Here is a 20,693-nt window from a genome sequence, read left to right as displayed (position 1 = left end):
GACAGCTATTGACTTTACTTAGAAATATCGCTCCAGATATACTGATTGCCACTCATTCGACTGAGATAATAACTGAGGCAGAGGCGGATGATATCGTAGTAATCAACAAAAACAGAAAACAGGCACAGCGTGTGAAAAACCCTTCGCAATTGGGAGATGTCTTCTCATCTTTGGGTTCGAATTTAAACCCTATCCTTACTCAACTGGCGAAAACGCGGCGAGCGCTTTTTGTTGAAGGAAAAGATTTTCAGATACTCGGGAAATTTGCCAGCAAACTTGGATTTGCAGAAGTAGGTAATCGCGGAAATTTTGCAGTCATACCGGTGGAGGGCTTTAACCCGGAGAGAGCCAAAAATATCAAGGCCGGCATGGAACTGACCTTGGGTGGGAAGATATCATCGGCAATCGTTTTTGATCGGGACTATCGAAGCGAGAACGAATGCGCGGCTATTAAGGAAGCTTGTGGGAAGTTTTCGGAGTTGGTGGCACTCCATCGCAGGAAGGAAATTGAGAACTTTTTACTGGTCCCTGCCGCGATAGATAGAGCGGCCGCCAACAAGGTTTCAGAGGTGCTGCGTCGCGGCGGCAGCGCCAAGACATACGTTCCAATCGCAGATGCTGTGCTGAATAAGTTCTCATTAGAGAAAAAAAATTACGTGGCTGGTCAGTATCTTTCTAATCGCCGGCGATTTGAGAGACAGAATTCTCCAAGTTTGAACGACGCGACGGTGAGCGAAGATGCAATGAATGAGTTTGATAAATTTTGGGACAGCGCGGATTTGAGAATGGGGCTTGTTCCCGGGAAGGACGCCTTAAGTTGCGTAAATAAGGCCCTGCAAGATGAATATAAGATAAGTGTGACTCCAACCGCCATAATAGACGCAATGCGGAATGAGGAAATTTCAGTCGAGATGAAAGACCTCATTAAAAGCATATCGGTTTTCTCGATCTCGGGCGTCAATGAGGAACTCGATGAGAAATAGATCGCGAAGCTGGCATTCGACCTAAACGGTCTCGCTCAAACTCAAGCTGAAACTACGCAAAATACTCCTGCAGCGGCCTCACTTCCAAACTCCCCGCCTTCAGCGCAGCAATGGCCTCAGCCACCGCGGCCGCGCCCGAAAGCGTCGTGTAATACGGCACTTTCTGCATCAGCGTCGCCCTGCGCAGCGATTTGGAGTCCGACACCGCCTTCTGGCCGTCCGTGGTGTTGAAGACGATCTGCACCTGGCGGTTGCGGATGGCGTCCTCGATGTGCGGGCGGCCTTCCAGCACCTTGTTGATTTTCTCGGCCGCGACGCCGTTTTCGGCGAGGAAGCGCGCCGTGCCGGAGGTGGCGAGCACTTTAAAACCCTGGCCGGCGAGGCGCTTGACCGCCGGCAGGATGCCCTTCTTGTCCTCGTCGCGCACCGAGACGAACAGCGTGCCGGAGCGCGGCAGGTCGACGCCGGCGCCTAACTGGCTCTTGGCGAAGGCGAGCGCGAAGTCGCGGTCGAGGCCCATGACCTCGCCGGTCGAGCGCATTTCCGGGCCGAGCAAGATGTCGACGCCGGGGAAGCGGGCGAACGGGAATACCGCTTCCTTGACGGCGATGTGGCCGGGGTTGCGTGGGTCGGGCATGGCGCCGTAATGGGCGAAGGCGTCTTCCAGGCTTTCGCCGGCCATGATGCGGGCGGCAATCTTGGCAATCGGCCGCCCGATGGTCTTGGCGACGAAGGGCACGGTGCGCGACGCTCGCGGGTTGACCTCCAGCACATAGACGGTGCCGTCCTTGATCGCGTACTGCACGTTCATCAGCCCGCCGACATTGAGCGCGCGGGCAAGCGCTGCCGTTTGGCGCTCCAGCTCGTCGACGAGCTCCGAGGGCAGCGAATGCACCGGCAGCGAGCAGGCGCTGTCACCGGAATGGATGCCGGCCTCCTCAATATGCTCCAATATGCCGGAGACGTAGGTCGACTTGCCGTCGCACAGGCAATCGACGTCGACCTCGATGGCGCCCGACAGATAGGTGTCGAACAGAAGCGGGTTCTTGCCGAGCAGCGTGTTGATCTGGCCGGTCTTGTCGTTGGGGTATTTCTGCTTGATGTCCTCCGGCACCAGGCCGGGTACGGTGTCGAGCAGGTAGGATTGCAGCATGCTCTCATCGTGGATGATCTGCATGGCGCGGCCGCCGAGCACATAGGACGGGCGCACCACCAGCGGGAAGCCGAGCTCGCCGGCAACGAGGCGGGCCTGCTCGACCGAATAGGCGATGCCGTTCTTCGGCTGGCTGAGGCCGAGCTTGTGCAACAGCTTCTGGAAGCGGTCGCGGTCCTCGGCGAGATCGATCATGTCGGGCGAGGTGCCGAGGATCGGGATGCCGGCCTTCTCCAGCGCGTCGGCGAGCTTCAGCGGCGTCTGGCCGCCGAACTGGACGATGACGCCGACCAGCTCGCCGGACGCCTGTTCGGCGCGCAGGATCTCCAGCACGTCCTCCGGCGTCAGCGGCTCGAAATAGAGCCGGTCGGAGGTGTCGTAGTCGGTCGAGACGGTCTCGGGATTGCAGTTGATCATGATCGCCTCGAAGCCGGCATCGCGCAGCGCGAAGGCGGCGTGGCAGCAGCAATAGTCGAACTCGATGCCCTGGCCGATGCGGTTGGGGCCGCCGCCGAGGATAACGACCTTTTTGCGCGACGATACCTGAGCCTCGTTGGCGAGCGCGCCGGCAAACGGCACTTCATAAGTGGAGTACATATAGGCGGTGGGCGAGGCGAACTCGGCCGCGCAGGTGTCGATGCGCTTGTAAACCGGATGAACGTCAAGTTTTTCGCGAATCTTCTGGATCTCTTCAACGTCCTTCCTGACCAGGGAGGCGAGGCGGGCATCGGAGAAACCCATCGCCTTCAGCATGCGCAGATTGGCGGCGTCCTCGGGAATGCCGTGCTCGCGGATGCGTGCCTCCATGTCGAGGATGCCGGCGATCTGTTCGAGGAACCACGGGTCGATCTTGCACATGGCGTGCACGTCTTCCAGCGAGGTGCCCATGCGGATCGCCTGCGCCACCATGCGCAGCCGGTCCGGCGTTGGCGTACCGAGTGCGGCGCGAACGGCGTTGCGGTCGTCGACGTGGCTGGCGGCCGTGCTGCCATGGCCGATGCCGGGGATCTCGATTTCGTCCAGACCAGTCAGGCCGGTCTCCAGCCCGCGCAGCGCTTTCTGCAGCGATTCCTGGAAAGTGCGGCCGATGGCCATGACCTCGCCGACCGACTTCATCGAGGTGGTCAGCACCGGCTCGGCGCCGGGGAATTTCTCGAAGGCAAAGCGCGGGATTTTGGTGACGACATAGTCAATGCTCGGCTCGAACGAGGCCGGCGTCGCGCCGCCGGTGATGTCGTTCTCGAGCTCGTCCAGCGTGTAGCCGACGGCGAGCTTGGCGGCGATCTTGGCGATCGGGAAGCCTGTCGCCTTGGAGGCCAGCGCAGACGAGCGCGAGACGCGCGGGTTCATCTCGATGACCACCAGGCGGCCATCGGCCGGGTTGACGGCGAACTGCACGTTGGAGCCGCCGGTCTCGACGCCGATCTCGCGCAGCACCGCGATCGAGGCGTTGCGCATCATCTGGTATTCTTTGTCGGTCAGCGTCAGCGCCGGGGCGACGGTGATCGAATCGCCGGTATGCACGCCCATCGGGTCGATGTTCTCGATCGAGCAGACGATGATGCAATTGTCGGCCTTGTCGCGGACAACCTCCATCTCGTACTCTTTCCAGCCGAGCACGCTCTCCTCGATCAGCACTTCGGTGGTCGGCGAGGCGTCGAGGCCGGACTGGACGATCTCGTAGAATTCGGCGCGATTGTAGGCGATGCCGCCGCCGGTGCCGCCCATGGTGAAGGACGGGCGGATGATGGCGGGAAGGCCGACATGGTCGAGCGCCTGTGCGGCTATCGCCATGGCGTGGCTGATATAGCGCTGCTTGCGGTCGCCTTCGCCGAGGTTCCAGCTTGTTTCCAGCGCGTCGAGCGCGGCATCGAGATTTTCGGGCTTCTCGGCCTTCAACTCGGCGCGCTCGGCCTCGTGCGTCTTGCGGTCGGCATTCTTGACGTCGGTGGCATTGGCCAGCATCGACTTCGGTGTTTCCAGGCCGATCTTGTTCATCGCCTCGCGAAACAGCGCGCGGTCCTCGGCCTTGTCGATGGCCGTGGCATCGGCGCCGATCATCTCGACATTGTAGCGGTCGAGCACGCCCATGCGGCGCAGCGACAGGGCGGTGTTCAGCGCGGTCTGGCCGCCCATGGTCGGCAGCAGCGCGTCCGGCCGCTCCTTGGCGATGATCTTGGCCACCACTTCGGGCGTGATCGGCTCGATATAGGTGGCGTCGGCCAGCTCCGGGTCGGTCATGATGGTGGCCGGATTGGAGTTGACCAGGATGACGCGAAACCCCTCTTCCTTCAGCGCCTTGCAGGCCTGGGTGCCGGAATAGTCGAACTCGCAGGCCTGGCCGATGACAATGGGGCCGGCCCCGATGATCAGGATCGACTTGATGTCGGTGCGTCTTGGCATGTCGAGGGTCCGTTCGGCGGGCGGCTTGCACAAAAAGCCGGACGGGATGACCCGGCCGGTTATGCTCGCGATTCTGGTATCAGGCTAGGAGGGCCTTATAGGGAAGAGTTTTGCCGGATGTAACCCCCTAAAATGCGGCTTTGTGTGCGGGTCCACTAGCTGGGCAATCGCTTCAGGTTTAGATGCCGGTGCTGCCCCTCACCTGCCTACCGGCATCCTCTCCCCGTATAGTGACGGGGAGAGGGGCGCTCTCATGGACGATTTCGCCACTCGCCAGCATTGCAAGAAGGGCGCCGACGCTGCGGCCAGCCCCTTCTCCCCGTCACTATACGGGGAGAAGTGCCCGGCAGGGCGATGAGGGGCGGCGCTGATTCCTACAATTACACCAGTCCACTCTCTCTATCCTCCGCTCGCCAGGGCGTTGGTAATCTCGAAGCGTTCGGAAACGCCGACGCGGATGATGTTGAGGCTGCCCTCGCGCGTGAAGCGGAATTCGCCGGGCGCATTCGAACCGGCCGGCTTGCCTGCTTGGAAGGTGATGATGCGCGTGCCGCCATCGGGCCATGTCACGGACACGTCGATCTTGTCGCCGGTGCGCACGACCGCCGCCTTGCAGCTGGTCATTGGCTGGCCGACATAGCGCGCGCAAGGAATGACGTTCCCGGCACCTGGGACTGGTGTCCCCGGCGGCTGCAGCCGTGCAACGGTTTGTGCATCGGCCGGAGGCGCTGCATTGATCGCGCCGAAATTCTGGACGGGATCAACCGCGGGCGCCGATCCATCAACCTGTCCAGTCGAGGGGTTTCCACCGGCCAGGGCCAGGCGGTAAGCATCCTCGATCGCCACCCTGCCGATTGCGTCAGCGGAGTTCAGCGTCGTTTCGGGACCGGCCGCGCCCAGGCGCGCTGTCAGATCCGGCAGCGGGTTAGAGGCAGGGCTCTCCGTATTGGCCGCCGCTTGGGGTGTCACTTGCTGGGGATTGATAGGGTCGAGGTAGCGCGCGGGAGCCCATCCGCTCATCTTCGGGTCGTCAATGTCTTCAACCTTGCACCACCGATGGCCGCTGACGTCACCGCAGCCGAGATTTTTCACGCTCGAACCACTCGGCAGCCGCGCCTCGATCTTGCCCATGGCCGATGCCGTGGCGCGCACGTTCAGGAGATCACCCGGAGCGAGACCCGTCACAATGGAGATGATGGGCTCCGGCTCCTGGCCCTTGGCCGGCAACCCCGCCAGCATCAGCGGAGCCGCAATCACCGCAAGCAGCATCGTCGGGAGTGTTACTGTGCGCCTAATCATCTGCCATGGGCGGTAGGTTCAATTGCCGAAGGCGCGGCCAGGCACAGAAACGCCATCGCACGCCAGCCGGTTTTTATAGGCGACGAGGCGGCGCTGTGTAAGCCCGAAAATGAGTAAGGTGCCGCGTGTTGAATCGCGACCAGGCCACTTCCGTAAGCTAGAAGCCGGCAAAATATTGCACATTTCATGTAAATATGCACTCTCTCAAGTAAGCCGGAGGAGGGAAATATGGTCGATCTTGAAATATTGGCGCAGGTGGAAAACATAGTTCGCCAGCGTGTCAAGAAAACGCGCGCCGAGATTGAGGCTTCACTTGGTCACATCGCCAACGGCAATCCGCTGGCCGCCGAACAGACCATCTCCAGGCGCCTCGACAGGCTGCAGGTAAAGGCGTCGCTCAGCCGCACCGAAGCGGAGATGATATCGGCAGCGATCGACATGAGGTCTGCCGGTGAAAGAAAGGCCGCCGCTAAGCAGCCAGGACCGGAGGCAATTCTCGGCCCAACGCTCGACTTCATCGGGGTCGCATTCCTGGAGCGTGGGCGCCGTGCGGCCGATGCGGTCGGCCGAGTTGCCTTTCTCAACGGCAATCCACAGGGATCGGGTTTTCTGGTTGGGCCAAGTCTGTTCCTCACAAACAACCATGTGATTTCGTCGCCGGCGGAATCCCGGCGCTTCCAGGTCCAGTTCGACTATGAGCAGGACGGCGTGAATGCCGTGCGTACGCCGACGACGTTCCTGTTCGATCCTGAATTCTGTTTCGTGACCGACAGCATAGAGGGTCTGGACTATACGCTGATCGGGGTCGGTGAGCGGCGTTCCGGTCCAAAGGAACTGGGAGAGTTCGGTTTTATTTCGCTGTCGGACGCGCGCGACAAGCATATGCTTGGCGAAATCGCCAACATCGTTCAGCACCCCGATGGCCGCTTCAAGGAACTGGTGCTGCGTGAAAACCGGCTGGTGGCCCGCGACGAAACGGTTCAAGTGCTGCACTATGTTGCCGATACCGAACAGGGTTCGTCCGGGTCGCCGGTTTTCAACAACGAATGGGAGCCTATTGCCCTGCATCATTGGGCCGGCCCGTTCCACGAGGTGACGGGCATAGGTGGCTATGCGCTTGCGCGCGAGATCAACGAAGGCATACGGATCAGCGCCATCGTTGACGATCTGGGTGCTAGAAAGTCTAGGCTGCCGGGCTCCTCGGCATCGGCGGTTTCGGAAGCTCTGGCGATTTGGGCCGGCACGCCGCGCATGATGGATGAGACAGTTCGGCTGAACGCCGACGTTCGCGAAGATGTGCTGGACAAGGCGGTGCAGCGACCGGAACCGGATCGCAATCCGCCGGCGACGAGACACAACGCCGATGGCTCGGTCACGTGGACTTTTCCCGTCGAGATAAATGTCCGGGCGCCGTTGATCGACGGAGGCGATGCGCGACGAAACGACGGCAAAGGCCCAGCAAGCGAGCCCGCCAAGGTCGTGGCCATCGCCGAGGCAGCAGGTTGGAAGACAGAGGATTTCGATGATCGTGGAGGGTATGAGCCCGGCTTCATACCGGGCTTTGTCCTGCCAATGCCGACGGTCGCCGATTCACCCTACCGGTTGGCCAAAAACCTTCTTGCCAAACCGGGCGAGGATCCACACGAATTGCGCTATCATCATTTTTCGGTCTTGATGAACGCCGATCGCAGGCTTGCCTTCGTCACCGCCTGCAATATCGATGGATCCCGCACCAAGGCGGTCAATCGTGCGGACAAGACCGTCATCGACAACCCGTCGCTTGTCGAATTGGGGGTAGAGTCGATTTCCGGTTCGGAAGCCAGTGACGCTTTCCGGCCCGATCGCCGCATCGATCCTGGCGAGCAGATGACCCAGGAATTTTATTCGAGCCAGAATGTGCCTGGGTTTCCCGACCCAAGATCCAAGGAACGAATAGCTCGAATGTTCCAGAAGGGCCATATTACGCTTCGCGGCGACCCTGCGTGGGGGGTGGATCAGGAGGCGGTCGCCGCAGAACGGGACACGTTCTTCTATACCAATGCTGCGCCGCAAGTCGGCTTCTTCAATCAGGGAAGCTCGCTTGACCATCCCGGCTCCAAGGGAAAACTGAGATGGCGCGCCGTGGAAACTTATGTGCTGCGCAATGCCTATACGGCGCGAGGCCGTATCACGGTGTTTGCCGGTCCAGTGTTCCGCGGGGACGATCCTCCTTACCGCTTCGAAAGCCATGTTCCGCTGAAGTTCTGGAAGATCGCGCTGTGGTCCGATCAAGCTGGCCTGCGCGCCATCGCGCTGCTTGCAGACCAGAAGCCGGTCTTGGAAGTGATGCCCGAAGCGTTCGGTGGGCGTGCCGAGGCATTCGATGACCCGCTTGAAATTGCCAGGGTATCGGAGTTCCTTTCGACGGTGGCCGAGATTGAACGGCTGACCGGCCTGAACTTCGGCCAGCAGGTGCGCGACGCTGACATTCGGGCCGGTTCCGAATCGGTTCCGGCACAGACTTTCAACCCAACGCAACTGGCGCCCAACACGTCGCGGCCAAAGGCTTCATCGCCCAAGACTTCGACGCCCAAGACTTCGACGTTCAAGACTTCGGCGGCCAGCACCCGACGTCCTGCCAAGCGATCGAAGCGATCCGCGTCTGACAACTGAAGATTGGACCGGTCGCGGATTCCGCTGCTCAACCCGGCATAAAGCCGGTGCGCAGCGCGTGAGCCCATTCCGGCCGTCCCGCCTGCTCGGCCTGACGCGCCGCCGCCTCGTGGTCATAGTCGACGGCGATGGCTTCGAAGCGATCTGGGTGCAATTCGATGATGCCATAGCGGGCGTGCGGAGAACCCTGCTCGGAGACATGCGCCGGCGGGGTCGAATCGTCATAGGCCGGGCAGCCGATGCTGCCCGGGTTGAAGATGACCGGACCGCCGGGAATGCGGATCAGCTCGCTGCGGTGGCTGTGACCGCAAAGCATGATGCGGCAGGCCGGATCAATTGCGCCGAGCCGCCGCTCGATGGCGGCCAGAGGGGCGCGCACCAGCCGGCCGTCGACTATCGCGTCAGTCAGGTATTTTTCATCGTGGTCGGGCCGGGCATGGAAGGCGATCACGCCGGGCGCGACCTCCAACGTGAGCGGCAGCGCGAACAGCGCCTCGCGCTGGGCTGCCGTCAGCCGTTCCTGCGCGTAGCGGTCGGAAGGCCACATCTGTCGTCGAGCGGGTCGCGGGCAACGCGGCGGTCGTGGTTGCCGCGCACCGTCGGCAGCTCGAGCGCCTCGCGCCGCTCCATGGTCTCGCGCGGCCACAGCGGGCCGGAAACGCAATCGCCGAGATTGACGATGAGGTCGGCGCCGCCGCGTCGCCGCAGATCGTCGAGCACGGCGTCGAGCGCCAGGACATTGCCGTGGATGTCGGCGAGGACGGCAATGCGCATGGGAGGCTCCGTTAATTGGAATGGCTGGAGGGCAGGTGAAGCTACTTTGCTCGTCTCGCGAAGCGGGCGAGAGCGGAACCCAGCTTCGGGCCGTTCAGGCGCGGACTTCGATCTCGTGGCCGCCGACCGCCGGCAACGATGCGTCGTCGCCGGCCGCGGCAATCACGCTGTCGAGCAGGCCCGGGAAGCGGCGGTCGAGATCGTCACGGCGCAGCGTGATCAGCCGGCTGGTGCCAACTGCTTCGGTGCGGGTGACGCCAGCCTCACGCAGCTTGGCCAAATGGTAGCTCAGATTGGTCTTCGAGCAGAGATCGAGGAACCGGCTGCAATTCAGCGGCACGCCCTCTTTGCTGGCGAGATAGCGCACGATGGCCAGTCGCGTCGGGTCGCCGAGCACGGCAAGCACGTTCGGCAGGCTGATCTGGTCGGCGCTGGGATGGGGCAAGGTCATGCCCAGGAATTAAGCACATTCGGAGCCGATTTCAACGCATCTCCTCTCGTGACTGATCGACACATAGTTTCGTCCCGTCGCCCCGTCCTGACACCGGGCTGTCAGGATGGTTCGGCTATTTTGCAGCGCCTTTATTGACATCATGCCCTGTTATGTCCAATTGTTCAATAACCTTTGAACTAAAGGAAATTGCCATGGATAAGCGCCTCATCTGGCTTGCGCTCGGATCGTTCACGATTTCGACCGAAGGTTTCGTCATCTCCAGCCTTTTGCCCGACATTGCAAAGGATGCCGCCATCTCCGTTCCGCTCGCCGGCACGCTGATCACAGCGTTTGCGCTCGCCTATGCGATCGGCACGCCGATCCTGGCAACGCTGACCGGCGAATGGGACCGTCGCCGCGTCATTCTGTGGACGCTGGTGTTCTTCGTGTTGGGCAACGTCGCCGCGGCGCTGAGTTCCTCCTTCGAATTGCTGCTGATCGCGCGCATCGTCATGGCGCTGTCGTCAGGCCTGTTCGCGGCGACCGCACAGGGAACAGCCGTGGCGCTTGTCGACGATCATCACCGCGCCCGCGCCATTGCCGTGGTCGTCGGCGGCACGACCGGGGCGGTGGCGGTCGGCGCGCCGCTCGGCGCGCTTGTTGCGACGGTTGCCGGCTGGCGCGGCACGTTCTTCGCCATTGCCGGTCTTGGTGCGCTCGCCGGCGCGATCCTGTGGTACCGGTTGCCGCGCGGCATCGTCGGCACCAGGTTGCCGCTCCGGATGCGGCTGGCAGCGGCACTTCGCCCCGGCGTCATGCCGATCCTGGTGACGACGATCCTGGCGCTGATCGGCGCCTTCACCGTCTTTGCCTTTGTCGCGCCGCTCGCCATCGAAGGCGGCGGACTGAGCCCGATCGCGCTACCCGGAATGCTGCTCGCCTTCGGCGTTGGCGCGGTCATCGGCAACATCGGCGGCGGGCAGGCCGCCGACCGTTTCGGCGCGACGCGCACCGTCTGCTGGTCGCTGGCGCTGAGTGCCGCCATGCTGGTCACGTTTTCGCTGATCCCGATATTCCTGCCGCGCGAGATCGCCGGGCCGGCGCTGATGGCCATGATGGTGCCGTGGGGCATCGTCGGCTGGGCATTCCCACCGGCGCAGGCCAGCCGCATCATCAAGCTGGCGCCCGATGCCGCGCCCATCGTGCTGTCGCTGAACGCTTCGGCACTCTATCTCGGCGTCGCACTGGGTGCCGTGGTCGGCGCTGCGGTGCTGCGCTATGGCGCACCGGCCGACCTCGGCGTGGTCGCGGCGGCATTCCCGATCATTGGTTTGGGCGTGGTGCTGGCGAGCCACCTGGCGGCGCGTCCGGTGGCGATGCCGGCCGAATAAGGCTTGTTAGCAGAGCCTGGCTGCCGGCCGCCGATAATTCAAGTCGCGGCCGGCGGTGCGTCAAAATCCAGCGCGGCGATTTCGTCCAGCGCCGCTCGCAGGCTTGCCGCCTGCTCTTTTCCAACGATGTCTTCGAAGCGCTGCTGAGCGACGTGCCACAGCTTCAGGGCTTCTTCGAGCTTGGTCCGGCCCTGCGGTGTCAGTCTGACGCGCTTGACGCGGCGGTCGGCCGGGTCGGCGAAAGTCTCGATATAACCGTCGCGGATCAGCGGCTTGAGCGTGTGACCGAGGGCCGACAGATCCATAACGAGAGCTGCGGCAATGGCACCCATCGCCGGTTCGTTGCCGATGTGGATCTGGTAGAGCAGGCCCTGCTGCGTGGCCTTCAGGCCGGAGGGTGCGAGCACATCGTCATAGAACTGGCCGAGTTTTCGGGTCGCGCGGCGCAGCATCGCGTTGTTGCAAAGCGCCAGGCCGGGCAGGGTGGTTTGGGACATTGGCGGATTTCCGATGAGGGGACCGGAAGGGACCCTCGATGCGAACCAGAAATAGTCCTTGCTCGGCGGATTGACAAGATGATGGCATATGCCTACGTTCTGGCATATACCATTAATTAGTCTGCCAGTCGAAGCAAGGGCGTTGCCCTGCGGCACTGGCATTTGGAATCGAACCAGAAGGAACAAGACAATGAGCAAACAGGACAAAGGCACGGCGGTCGTCACCGGCGCCTCCTCCGGCATCGGCGCAGTCTATGCGGACCGGCTCGCCGGCCAAGGTTATGATCTGGTGCTGGTGGCGCGGCGCGCCGACCGGCTGGAGGAATTGGCGGAGACGCTCCGCTATGCGTATGGCCGCAAGGTCGGTGTCATCAGCGCCGACCTGGCCGACGACGCCGATCTGCGACGGGTCGAGCAGGCGATATCAACCGACGACAGCGTGACGCTGCTGGTCAACAATGCCGGCCTTGGCGGCGCGCAGGTGGTGGCAACGGCCGACGCCGATGTGGCCGAGCGCATGATCAAGGTCAATGTCGTGGCGCTGACTCGGTTGACGCGCGCGGTGCTGCCGGGACTGCTGTCCCGTAACCGCGGCACCATCGTCAACATCGCCTCGGTGCTGGCCTTCGATACCTCGTTCGGCGGCATCTACAGCGGCACCAAAGCCTATGTCGTCAACTTCACCGAGGCCTTGCAGCGGGAAGTCGCCGATAGCAAGGTAGCTGTACAGGTCGTGCTGCCGGGGGCCACCCGGACCGAGTTCTGGGAAGTTGCCGGAAGCGATATTGCCAACATGCCGCAAGAGATCGTCATGACGGCCGACGATCTGGTCGATGCAGCGCTTGCCGGCCTGGCCAAGGGCGAAACCGTCACCGCGCCCGGCCTCTCCGATCCGGCTGGATTGGAAACCTATCTTGGTGCGCGGCAAGGCTTCTTCGGCAGCCTGCTGGCCGGCAAGCCGGCGGCGCGTTACGCTGCCTGAATACTAACGCTGGTCTCACGCCGTCCGCCACATCGGAATGATCGAGGCGGCGAGAAACAGGCCAAGCATGATATTGAGCATACGCCACTGCCGCTCGGTTTTCAGCAACCGGGCGAGCAGCGTGCCGGCTACGCACCACGCCGCCAGCGATAGAGCCGCTGCAAGCCCGAAGACCGTGCCGAGCAGCAAGGCGAGCTGCAGTGGCCCGTTGGCGAGCGCGGCAAAAGATGCAGCCGCTCCCAATCCCATGGCCCAGCCCTTGGGGTTCATCCATTGCAGACCGGCGCCGCCGAAAAAGCTGTTCGGCTTTGCCATGGCCACGTCCGGATTGGGCGGGCCGCTGCGGCCGATCGTGAGGGCAAGCCAAACCAGATAGAGCGATCCGGCTATTTTCATTGCCAGTTGCAGGGAAGGGGCGGCGGCCAGCAGGCCGGCGAGCCCGGCAGCACCTGCCGCAGCCACGGTGGCCAGGCCGGCTGCACTTCCGGCCATCAGCGGGATAGAGCGGCGAAAGCCGAATTGCGCGCCGGACGCCGTCGACAATGTGGTGGCCATGCCGGGCGTGGAGGTTGAGACCAGCGCGAACAGGACGAGGGGAAGGACGGTTTCAAGCATGCTGCTTCCTTTGAAGCCAGCACGATAGGCTTTTGGACTCATCAGTAAATGCAATGTTTGCTATGATCTGCATTAGCAAATATAATGGCGTGATGCTCCGCAACCTCGATACTGCCTTGGTTCGAACCTTCGTCACCGTTGCCGACAAGGCAAGCATGACGGCGGCGGCCAACGCACTGCATTTGACGCAAGGCGCCGTCAGCCAGCAGATCAAGCGCTTGGAAGAGGTTCTCGGCTGCAGCCTGTTCGAGCGCGACCGGCGCGGACTGCGGCTGACCCGCTCCGGCGAGCAATTGTTCGGCAAGGGCAAGCGCCTGCTTTCCCTCAATGACGAGATCTTGGCGGAGATGGCGGGCCACGCGGTTGCCGGTCAGGTGCGGCTTGGCGCGCCGTACGACCTTGTCGGCACCTTGCTTGCGCCGGTGCTCAAGGTCTATGCCGAGACCTATCCGCAGGTCGAGATCTCGCTTGTCTGCGCCTCGTCGCCGGAGCTGGCTGCGGCCTTGGCGGCCGGCACGATAGAGCTTGCGGTGATCGAGGAGCCGGTCGGTCGGTCGATCGGCGAATGCCTTGTTTTGGACCGGCTGGTCTGGGTCGGCGCTAAAGGCGGCGGCGCCCGCAGCAAGCGCCCTTTGCCGGTATCGATGGTTGCCGAGACCTGCGCGTTCCGCCCGGTGGTCCTGGAGGCGCTCAACGAGCGCGGGCTGGAATGGCGCACCGTGTTCGAAAACGGCAGCATCGACGCGACGACGGCGACGGTGCGCTCGGACCTTGCCATCACCACCTGGTTGGCCTCGACAGTACCTGCCGATCTCGATGTTTTGGCCAACGATCCGGAGCTGCCGTCGCTGCCGAATTTTTCGATCAATCTGCACTTGCCCAAGCATGGTATCGGGCCGGCAGCACTGGCGTTTGCCGCCCATATCCGCGCTGGGTTGGCACGGCGGCAACAGGCGGCTTAGAAAACAGCAAAAAGGACGGCCGGTGTTCAGCCGTCCTTGATCGCCTCCACAGCGTCTATTTCCAGTTCTTGCGCCTCTCCATCTCGGCGTCGGAAGGCTCTTCCGTGGCAAAGGACCCGGTCTTGATCTCACCGGAGCGTTCATAGCTCGCCATGATGACACCGGTGGTCGATGCCTGCGAACGGGTCAGCTTGAAGGCGGCGGGTATTGTGCCGCTGCCGAACAGTTTTTTGCCCTTGCCCAGCACCAGCGGGAAAATCAGCAGGCTGATCTCGTCGATCAGGTCATTGGCGAGCAAGGTCTGGATCAGCTCGCTCGATCCCTGGATGAGCAGGTCCGGGCCGTCCTCCTCCTTCATCCGGCGCAATGTCGCCACGACGTCGCCGCCGAGTGGCTGGCTGTTTTGCCAGGACAGTGTGTCGGGCCTGTGCGTCGCCACATATTTAGTGACGGCGTTGAAACTGTCGGCGATCGGGTCGTTCTTCTGATAAGGCCAATGGGCGGCGAAGATGTCGTAGGTCTTGCGGCCCAGAAGCAGCGCGAACGGTTTTGAAAACGTCTCGCCCATGGCGGCGCCCATCACATCGTCCCAGTAGTGGAACGTCCAGCCGCCGAATTTGAAGCCGCCGACCGGGTCCTCTTCCGGCCCGCCGGGCGCTTGCATGACGCCGTCGAGGCTGACGAATGTTGCGGCGATGATCTTCCTCATTGGAGCTCCCTTTCCCTGATCCGTGCCGTCATGGCCGGACTTCGGCCCAAGGACGCGGGCGCCTGCCCGACACGACCGGCGGCACTTCTACGGCAAGGGCCGGATGACTGCCGATTGCCGGGTCTGTTTGGAGCAGAGAAACGCTATCAGCCCAGACCGACGACCGTATCGTAGAGCAGCTTGAAGTTGAGCACCAGGATGAGCCCGGCGACCACCCAGGCCAGCACCGCGACGGCGCGGGAAATGGCGAAATTGCCCATCTTGCGCTTGTCCGAGACGAACTGCACCAGCGGGACGACCGCGAAGGGAAGCTGCATCGACAGGATCACCTGGCTGAAGACGAGCAACTGGCCGGTGCCCTTCTCGCCATAAAGTGCGGTGACGACCACCACCGGAACGATGGCGATGCCGCGCGTCAGCAGGCGGCGCGCCCATTGCGGGATGCGCAGCCGCAAGAAGCCTTCCATCACGATCTGGCCAGCGAGCGTCGCCGTCACGGTCGAGTTCAGGCCGGAGGCAAGCAGCGCTACGGCAAACAGGATGGAAGCGATGCCGAGGCCGAGCAGCGGCGACAGAAGCTCGAAGGCCTGGCCGATCTCGGCCACGTCATCATGACCGGTGCCGTGGAACGCCACCGCCGACACGATCAGGATGGAGGCATTGACGAACAGCGCCAGTATCAGCGCGATGGTCGAGTCGGTCGTGGCCCATTTGATGGCGTCGCGCTTGCCGCGATCGGTGCGCTCATAGGCGCGGGTCTGCACGATCGAGGAGTGCAGATAGAGATTGTGCGGCATCACCGTGGCGCCGATGATGCCAATGGCGATGTAAAGCATGGCCGGATTGGTGACGATCTCGGACGACGGCACGAACATCGCATGCAGGATCGAGCCCACCGGCGGCGCGGCGGCAAAGATCTGGATGGCGAAGCAGCCGAAGATGATAATCAAAAGCGCTATGATGAAGGCCTCGAGGAAACGGAAGCCCTTGTTCATCAGCAATAGCAGCAGGAAGGCATCGAGCGCGGTGATGATGGCGCCGCCGATCAGCGGAATGCCGAACAGCAGTTGCAAGGCGATCGCCGTGCCGATGACCTCGGCCAGGTCGCAGGCGATGATGGCCAGTTCGCACGCGACCCACAGCATGAAATTGACCGGCCGCGGGTAATAGGCGCGGCACGCCTGCGCAAGGTCACGGCCGGTGGCGATGCCGAGCCGGGCGGCGAGCGCCTGCAGCAGAATCGCCATCAGGTTCGACAACATAATGATGAACAGCAGCGTGTAACCGAACTGGGCACCGCCGGCGAGGTCGGTCGCCCAATTGCCCGGATCCATGTAGCCGACCGAAACCATGTAGCCAGGCCCCACGAAGGCGAACAGCCGGCGAAACCAAATCCCCGAGTGCGGCACCGCGATCGTGGCGTTGACTTCGCGAAGGCTGGGCTGCTCGTCCTCCTCCGGGCGGGCAAATCGCCACATGGATCGGGGGGCTGAGGTGGCTTCGGCTTCCGACATGAAACGGCTTTCTACTGGAGCGATCGATGTTCTCTCCTTATCTATGCCACGGCTGAACATTATGCAATATGCTATATTTCATTGTCCGTGCTTTTTCGTGTGGCCGCTTGACGGTGCGACCGGAACGGCAGTGAACGCCGGTTGCGCCGGCCACTGAATGGAAATAAACGGCCAGAACGAACAGGGTTCCGTGTTATGACTGCAATGTCGATTCAAACTGCCGGGAGGAGCGCGTATTGGCGCTGAAGAAAAGACCGGTTCCTCGCGAAAAGCCGCTGCCTGACGCCGAAATCCACTCGAAAGGGTTCCGGCAAACGCGTGAGGCGCGCCGCAGCGCGCTGGTCGAGGACTATGTCGAGCTCATCGCCGACTTGATCGAGGACGGCAACGAAGCGCGCCAGGTCGATATCGCGGCGCGGCTCGGCGTCGCCCAGCCGACGGTGGCGAAAATGCTGACGCGGCTGTGCGCCGACGGGCTGGTTTCCAGAAAGCCCTATCGCGGCGTGTTCCTGACCGATGCCGGCCGCAAGGTCGCGGAAGAGAGCCGTATTCGCCACCAGACGGTGGAGGCGTTCCTGCGCTCGCTGGGCGTTAGCGCCGAGACGGCGCGCATCGACGCCGAAGGCATCGAACATCATGTCAGCGCCGAGACGCTCGAAGCCTTTCGCAAGGCGATAATCGCCGCCCGCTAGCTCCCTCCTTCGCCAACGCCTCCCTATGCCGACAGCGGAACCGCCGCACCGCACGACGCGTTTGAGTCATGCCGCGCGATTGTCGCGAGACCGAGGAGGATATCATGGGCGTCGAACAGGCACCGACCGCGAAGGGCAAGCAAGCAGCCAGTGGATTGAAGCAGGCGGCGGCGAAGGACGAACGGAGGACCGAAGCGGAAACCGGCCATCCGCTGAAAAAAGGTGCGGCGCGCTTCGAAGAGCGCTCGAAAAGCTCCGACGGCAAGAGCGCCGGCGCCAAGCAGAAGATTTGAGGGTAATCCGCGCCCCAGGGTTAGAAGGCGCCGGCAGGCTGTCCTCGTCGCAGCTTACTCCTGTGTATCCTGCAGCCAGTTGCGCGGATGGCCATCGACGCGGAACTGGAAGATGAAATAGGGCGGGATGCAAGTTCCCTTGCCGGGCTTTGCTTCCGGCACATCGTCATAACCGGCGGTGCAGATATAATCCTCGCGGCAGGGATGGGCCTTGTCGCAAGCACGCAGGCCAGCGGTCTTGGTGAATTCCCTGGTGCAGAATTTGTGATCCTTGCCGGAGGCTATGCAGTCGTTGAAGCCAGTCTTGGCGAGGCGGCCGCAGCTTGCCTCGTCGGGCAGCTTCTCGCAGTTCGCCTTGCGCAGCATGCTGCCAGGAAAGCCGCCGGTCTTCTGCTCGGGATTGTCGTAGCGCTGGCGCGCCGCGCCGTAGCCGGCCAGCTTTATCGGCGGTTTTCTATCCCTGGCCGGGTCGATGGCGCAGGCCTTCGCGGTTGCCGGTGACAGACGGCAATATTGGTCGTTGCCCCATTTCGACATCTTGATCTCGCCGAACTCCACCGGATCGCCGACCGCGGTGCCGGCCTCGCTGACGCAGGTGCCGAAGCCCGGATGGATGACGGTTTCGTGGACCCCGGCGCAACGCAGGCCTTTGCCGCAAGTCCAGTCCACAAAACTGGCGTCGGTGCCGCGATAGCAGATCGAGCCCCAGCCATTGTAGAGATCGGTACCCCTAAGCGCTTCGGCGTATTTTGCCTCCGGACGGGCGGCAAAGCCGCGGCTGAAATCCGGGTGCGCGCCGGCGGCGAACGCCTCGACGATGGCACGGCGGCGCGGCAGGTCGGCGAAAAACACCGCCGAGCCCGGCACGAACACCGCGTTGCGGCGCGGTTCGCTGGCCGGGTCGGCGCCGGTGTAATGGAAGCCGGCGATGCCGTGCGTCTGGTGACAGCCGGTGCAGGTCATCTCGTTGAGGCGCAGATTGAAGCCCGCCACCGATTTGACGGTGCGAAGCGTGTTGCCCCTGGCGACATAGTCCCTGAGCGCCTTGTCGATGGCGTCTTCGTCGAGCAGCCCATAGGCCAGATTGTTTTGCGACCGGCCCATGCCGCCGGGCGCTACCGAAACGGCGCTGGTCGCGAGGAATTTCTCGTCGATCACCAGGCGGCCGCGGTCGAGGTCATAGATATTGCGGTCGGTGAGCAGCCATTTTGCAAACGCCTGGCTGTCGGCCAGCACCAGTTGGCGGTCGATCTGGTTCTCCATCTTCGCTTCCTGGAAGATGGCTTCGGCAGGATCCCATTTGAAGATCTTCAACAGATATTCGGCGTGGCCGCCGAAGTCGCGCCGGCTCGAAGCCGACAGGCGCACGACCTGCATGTTGAGCTCGAGCCGCATGATCTGCGATGAATTCAGCATGGCGTTGGAGAGCGGGCCTTCGTCCGAGCGCAGCCACGCCGCCAGTTGATCCGGCTCGAGGTTCTTCTGCCCGGCGGCAAGCCAGCGCTTCGCCACGTCCGCGCAGGAACCGTTGGCCGAGCGCGGACGGTCCTTCGAGGCGCGAGTCTCCACCGAAGTCGGCATGGCGTTGAAGACCAGGCTCATGGTCAGCGGCAGGCGCGACGAAATGCGTTGCCCAGGCTTCTCCTCGACCGAATAGTGGAAGCGGTAGACCAGCCTGATCTCGCCGCACTCGGTGTGGCCGAGATAGCCACGATCCATGCGGTTGACGACGCCGGTCAGGTCCAGTGTCGAGCCGTCGTCGTCAACGTAGTTCGGATTGAATTTCTGGCTGCTGTCTTTCGACTTCTCCAGAGCGGCGACATAAGGGTCGGGGCTGTTTTTCGGCTCGTCGACGATCTGCTGTTTGACGGCGTTGCGCACCGGGGTCAGCGCGCGCACCGAAAACAGCCCGCGATTGTCGACGTCGCGTGTCAGTCCGAGCGCTGGCCCAAGCAGACGGCTGATCGATAGGCCGCCGCGCTCGAGCGCCTGCAAGGTCTCGGGATCGGTGATGGCGACACTGGAATCGAGGGTAACGGCGCCAGCCGGCCCGCGGCCTAGGCACAATAATGCCGTAAACAAGAACAGAAATCGTGCGATCGTCCGCAAGCGCCCCTCGCTTCCACAAGCAGGACGGATGCTACAGACCTTGCGACGTCTCGGCCAGAGTAGACGGGGCGCCAGCAAGCATTGCTTGTTCACGCGAAAAATACTGTGACTTGGCGTAGCCATTGGGATAATTGTTTGCTGGGTCGGAACCGGCCAGGACATCGGCGGGTTGACTGGAAACGTGCATCACGGGGGATTGCCATGCTCTGGAAGGGCCGTCGTCAAAGTGACAATGTCGAGGACGAGCGCGGCCAGAGCGGCGGGGTTGGCGGCGGCAGCCCCGGCCAGTTCCGCATCCCGATCGGCGGCCGCGCCGGCGGTGGTTCGAGCATCTTTATCATAGTTCTGGTTGTCCTCGCCGGATGGTACTTCGGCTTCGATCCGTCGCAGATCCTGGGTGGTGGCGACGGCAGCTTGGTGCCGGGCGGCGGCGGCCAGATCACCGACAATAGCGGTGCGCAAGGCGGCGGCACCGGTGCGCCGGCCTCCGACGACATGAAGCAGTTCGTGTCGACTGTGCTGGCCGAGACCGAGGACACCTGGACCGGTATTTTTCAGTCCGAGGGCCTGACCTATCAGGATCCAAAACTGGTCCTGTTCAGCGGACGGATCGGCTCTGCTTGCGGCTCTGCCACGTCGGCGGCCGGGCCGTTCTACTGTCCCAGCGACCGCAAGGTCTATCTCGACACCACCTTCTTCCAGCAGCTCGACCAGCAGTTCGGCGCCTCGGGCGACTTCGCACAGGCCTATGTGATCGCGCATGAGGTCGGCCACCACGTGCAGAACCTCGTCGGCATCCTGCCCAAATTCAACCAGATGCGGCAGAACATGGGCGAAGCCGACGCCAACCACATGTCGGTGCAGGTCGAGCTCCAGGCCGATTGCTTTGCCGGCATCTGGGCACATTTCACCGGTCAGAAGGGCATCCTGGAACAGGGCGATATGGCTGAGGCACTGAACGCCGCCAAGCAGATCGGCGACGACACGCTGCAGAAGAAGATGCAGGGTTACGTTGTGCCGGAAAGCTTCAACCATGGCACGTCACAGCAGCGGCAGACCTGGCTGGCGCGCGGCTTCCAGAACGGCAAGCTTTCGGACTGCGATACGTTCAACAACCCGATATGAAGCGGCGGTTTTCTTGCTAATCTGAGAGACTGGATTGCAGTCAGGGGATGTCAGGATGGAAACATCCTGCTCGTTCCCTCATTGTTCCAAGCGATGTGCTCGCCTAT

At 62.6% G+C, this 20,693-nt stretch carries 18 protein-coding genes; 8 read left to right on the top strand and 10 right to left on the bottom strand.

The annotated features are described in order from the left end of the window. Nucleotides 1-8 precede the first annotated feature (8 nt). Nucleotides 9-983, top strand: a complete 975-nt coding sequence (locus NKJ08_RS09170) for a hypothetical protein (RefSeq protein ID WP_352523300.1) — start codon at nt 9-11, stop codon at nt 981-983. Between the two features lie 52 nt (nt 984-1,035). On the opposite strand, the gene carB is transcribed toward NKJ08_RS09170, so the two are convergent. After that, nucleotides 1,036-4,539 carry a carbamoyl-phosphate synthase large subunit gene (carB, locus tag NKJ08_RS09165; protein WP_352523301.1) on the bottom strand — a complete coding sequence of 1,168 codons (3,504 nt, stop codon included), beginning with the start codon at nt 4,537-4,539 and terminating at the stop codon, nt 1,036-1,038. Between the two features lie 399 nt (nt 4,540-4,938). After that, complete coding sequence (locus tag NKJ08_RS09160; RefSeq protein ID WP_352781668.1) at nt 4,939-5,766, bottom strand: SH3 domain-containing protein; 828 nt, start codon at nt 5,764-5,766, stop codon at nt 4,939-4,941. 300 nt (nt 5,767-6,066) lie between these two features. On the opposite strand from NKJ08_RS09160, the gene NKJ08_RS09155 reads away from it, so the two are divergent. Further along, nucleotides 6,067-8,490: a DNA/RNA non-specific endonuclease gene (locus NKJ08_RS09155; RefSeq protein ID WP_352776700.1), complete on the top strand. Its 2,424-nt coding sequence runs from the start codon at nt 6,067-6,069 to the stop codon at nt 8,488-8,490. Between the two features lie 28 nt (nt 8,491-8,518). On the opposite strand, the gene NKJ08_RS09150 is transcribed toward NKJ08_RS09155, so the two are convergent. The 3 genes from NKJ08_RS09150 to NKJ08_RS09140 form a co-directional block, all read right to left on the bottom strand. Beyond that, nucleotides 8,519-9,037 (bottom strand): hypothetical protein, encoded by a 519-nt coding sequence (locus NKJ08_RS09150; RefSeq protein ID WP_352776701.1) that lies wholly within the window; start codon nt 9,035-9,037, stop codon nt 8,519-8,521. After that, a complete protein-coding gene (locus tag NKJ08_RS09145) occupies nt 9,001-9,264 on the bottom strand; it encodes a metallophosphoesterase family protein (RefSeq protein WP_352781667.1) in 264 nt (87 codons plus the stop codon). Before NKJ08_RS09145 ends, NKJ08_RS09150 begins: the two co-directional genes overlap by 37 nt. A gap of 94 nt (nt 9,265-9,358) precedes the next feature. Continuing rightward, on the bottom strand, nt 9,359-9,715 hold the full coding sequence (locus NKJ08_RS09140) for an ArsR/SmtB family transcription factor (protein WP_352523307.1): 357 nt from the start codon (nt 9,713-9,715) through the stop codon (nt 9,359-9,361). A gap of 194 nt (nt 9,716-9,909) precedes the next feature. Between NKJ08_RS09140 and NKJ08_RS09135 the strand changes: the two genes are divergently transcribed. After that, nucleotides 9,910-11,088 (top strand): MFS transporter, encoded by a 1,179-nt coding sequence (locus tag NKJ08_RS09135; protein WP_352781666.1) that lies wholly within the window; start codon nt 9,910-9,912, stop codon nt 11,086-11,088. A 38-nt stretch (nt 11,089-11,126) separates the two neighbouring features. Here the strand turns inward: NKJ08_RS09135 and NKJ08_RS09130 are convergent, their stop codons facing one another. Beyond that, complete coding sequence (locus tag NKJ08_RS09130; RefSeq protein WP_352523311.1) at nt 11,127-11,585, bottom strand: MarR family winged helix-turn-helix transcriptional regulator; 459 nt, start codon at nt 11,583-11,585, stop codon at nt 11,127-11,129. A gap of 190 nt (nt 11,586-11,775) precedes the next feature. On the opposite strand from NKJ08_RS09130, the gene NKJ08_RS09125 reads away from it, so the two are divergent. Next, nucleotides 11,776-12,567 carry an SDR family NAD(P)-dependent oxidoreductase gene (locus NKJ08_RS09125; protein ID WP_352523313.1) on the top strand — a complete coding sequence of 264 codons (792 nt, stop codon included), beginning with the start codon at nt 11,776-11,778 and terminating at the stop codon, nt 12,565-12,567. Between the two features lie 15 nt (nt 12,568-12,582). Here NKJ08_RS09125 and NKJ08_RS09120 read toward each other — a convergent pair whose 3' ends face one another. Continuing rightward, a complete protein-coding gene (locus NKJ08_RS09120; protein ID WP_352523315.1) occupies nt 12,583-13,182 on the bottom strand; it encodes a LysE family translocator in 600 nt (199 codons plus the stop codon). A gap of 92 nt (nt 13,183-13,274) precedes the next feature. Here NKJ08_RS09120 and NKJ08_RS09115 point away from each other — a divergent pair, with 92 nt between their 5' ends. Then, nucleotides 13,275-14,144: a LysR family transcriptional regulator gene (locus NKJ08_RS09115; RefSeq protein ID WP_352523404.1), complete on the top strand. Its 870-nt coding sequence runs from the start codon at nt 13,275-13,277 to the stop codon at nt 14,142-14,144. Between the two features lie 55 nt (nt 14,145-14,199). Here NKJ08_RS09115 and NKJ08_RS09110 read toward each other — a convergent pair whose 3' ends face one another. Both NKJ08_RS09110 and NKJ08_RS09105 read right to left on the bottom strand, forming a co-directional pair. Then, nucleotides 14,200-14,853, bottom strand: coding sequence for a dihydrofolate reductase family protein (locus tag NKJ08_RS09110; RefSeq protein WP_352523317.1), 654 nt, complete (start codon nt 14,851-14,853; stop codon nt 14,200-14,202). A gap of 146 nt (nt 14,854-14,999) precedes the next feature. Beyond that, nucleotides 15,000-16,367, bottom strand: coding sequence for an Nramp family divalent metal transporter (locus NKJ08_RS09105; RefSeq protein WP_352523319.1), 1,368 nt, complete (start codon nt 16,365-16,367; stop codon nt 15,000-15,002). 236 nt (nt 16,368-16,603) lie between these two features. On the opposite strand from NKJ08_RS09105, the gene mntR reads away from it, so the two are divergent. Together mntR and NKJ08_RS09095 are read left to right on the top strand one after the other, a co-directional pair. Next, nucleotides 16,604-17,059 (top strand): manganese-binding transcriptional regulator MntR, encoded by a 456-nt coding sequence (gene mntR / locus NKJ08_RS09100; RefSeq protein ID WP_352523321.1) that lies wholly within the window; start codon nt 16,604-16,606, stop codon nt 17,057-17,059. Nucleotides 17,060-17,163: 104 nt separating this feature from the next. Beyond that, the gene (locus NKJ08_RS09095) at nt 17,164-17,352 is read left to right on the top strand and encodes a hypothetical protein (protein WP_352523323.1); all 189 of its coding nucleotides are present in this window, start codon (nt 17,164-17,166) and stop codon (nt 17,350-17,352) included. A gap of 54 nt (nt 17,353-17,406) precedes the next feature. Here the strand turns inward: NKJ08_RS09095 and NKJ08_RS09090 are convergent, their stop codons facing one another. Next, nucleotides 17,407-19,434, bottom strand: coding sequence for a hypothetical protein (locus tag NKJ08_RS09090; RefSeq protein WP_352781665.1), 2,028 nt, complete (start codon nt 19,432-19,434; stop codon nt 17,407-17,409). 228 nt (nt 19,435-19,662) lie between these two features. Here NKJ08_RS09090 and ypfJ point away from each other — a divergent pair, with 228 nt between their 5' ends. Next, the gene (ypfJ, locus tag NKJ08_RS09085) at nt 19,663-20,586 is read left to right on the top strand and encodes a KPN_02809 family neutral zinc metallopeptidase (RefSeq protein ID WP_352523326.1); all 924 of its coding nucleotides are present in this window, start codon (nt 19,663-19,665) and stop codon (nt 20,584-20,586) included. Nucleotides 20,587-20,693: the final 107 nt, after the last annotated feature.

The sequence above is a fragment of the Mesorhizobium sp. M0244 genome (assembly GCF_040321795.1).
In the GTDB taxonomy this organism is placed as follows: domain Bacteria; phylum Pseudomonadota; class Alphaproteobacteria; order Rhizobiales; family Rhizobiaceae; genus Mesorhizobium.
Note: the sequence above shows the minus strand (reverse complement) of the source record. Positions and strands in the feature narration are given on the sequence as shown.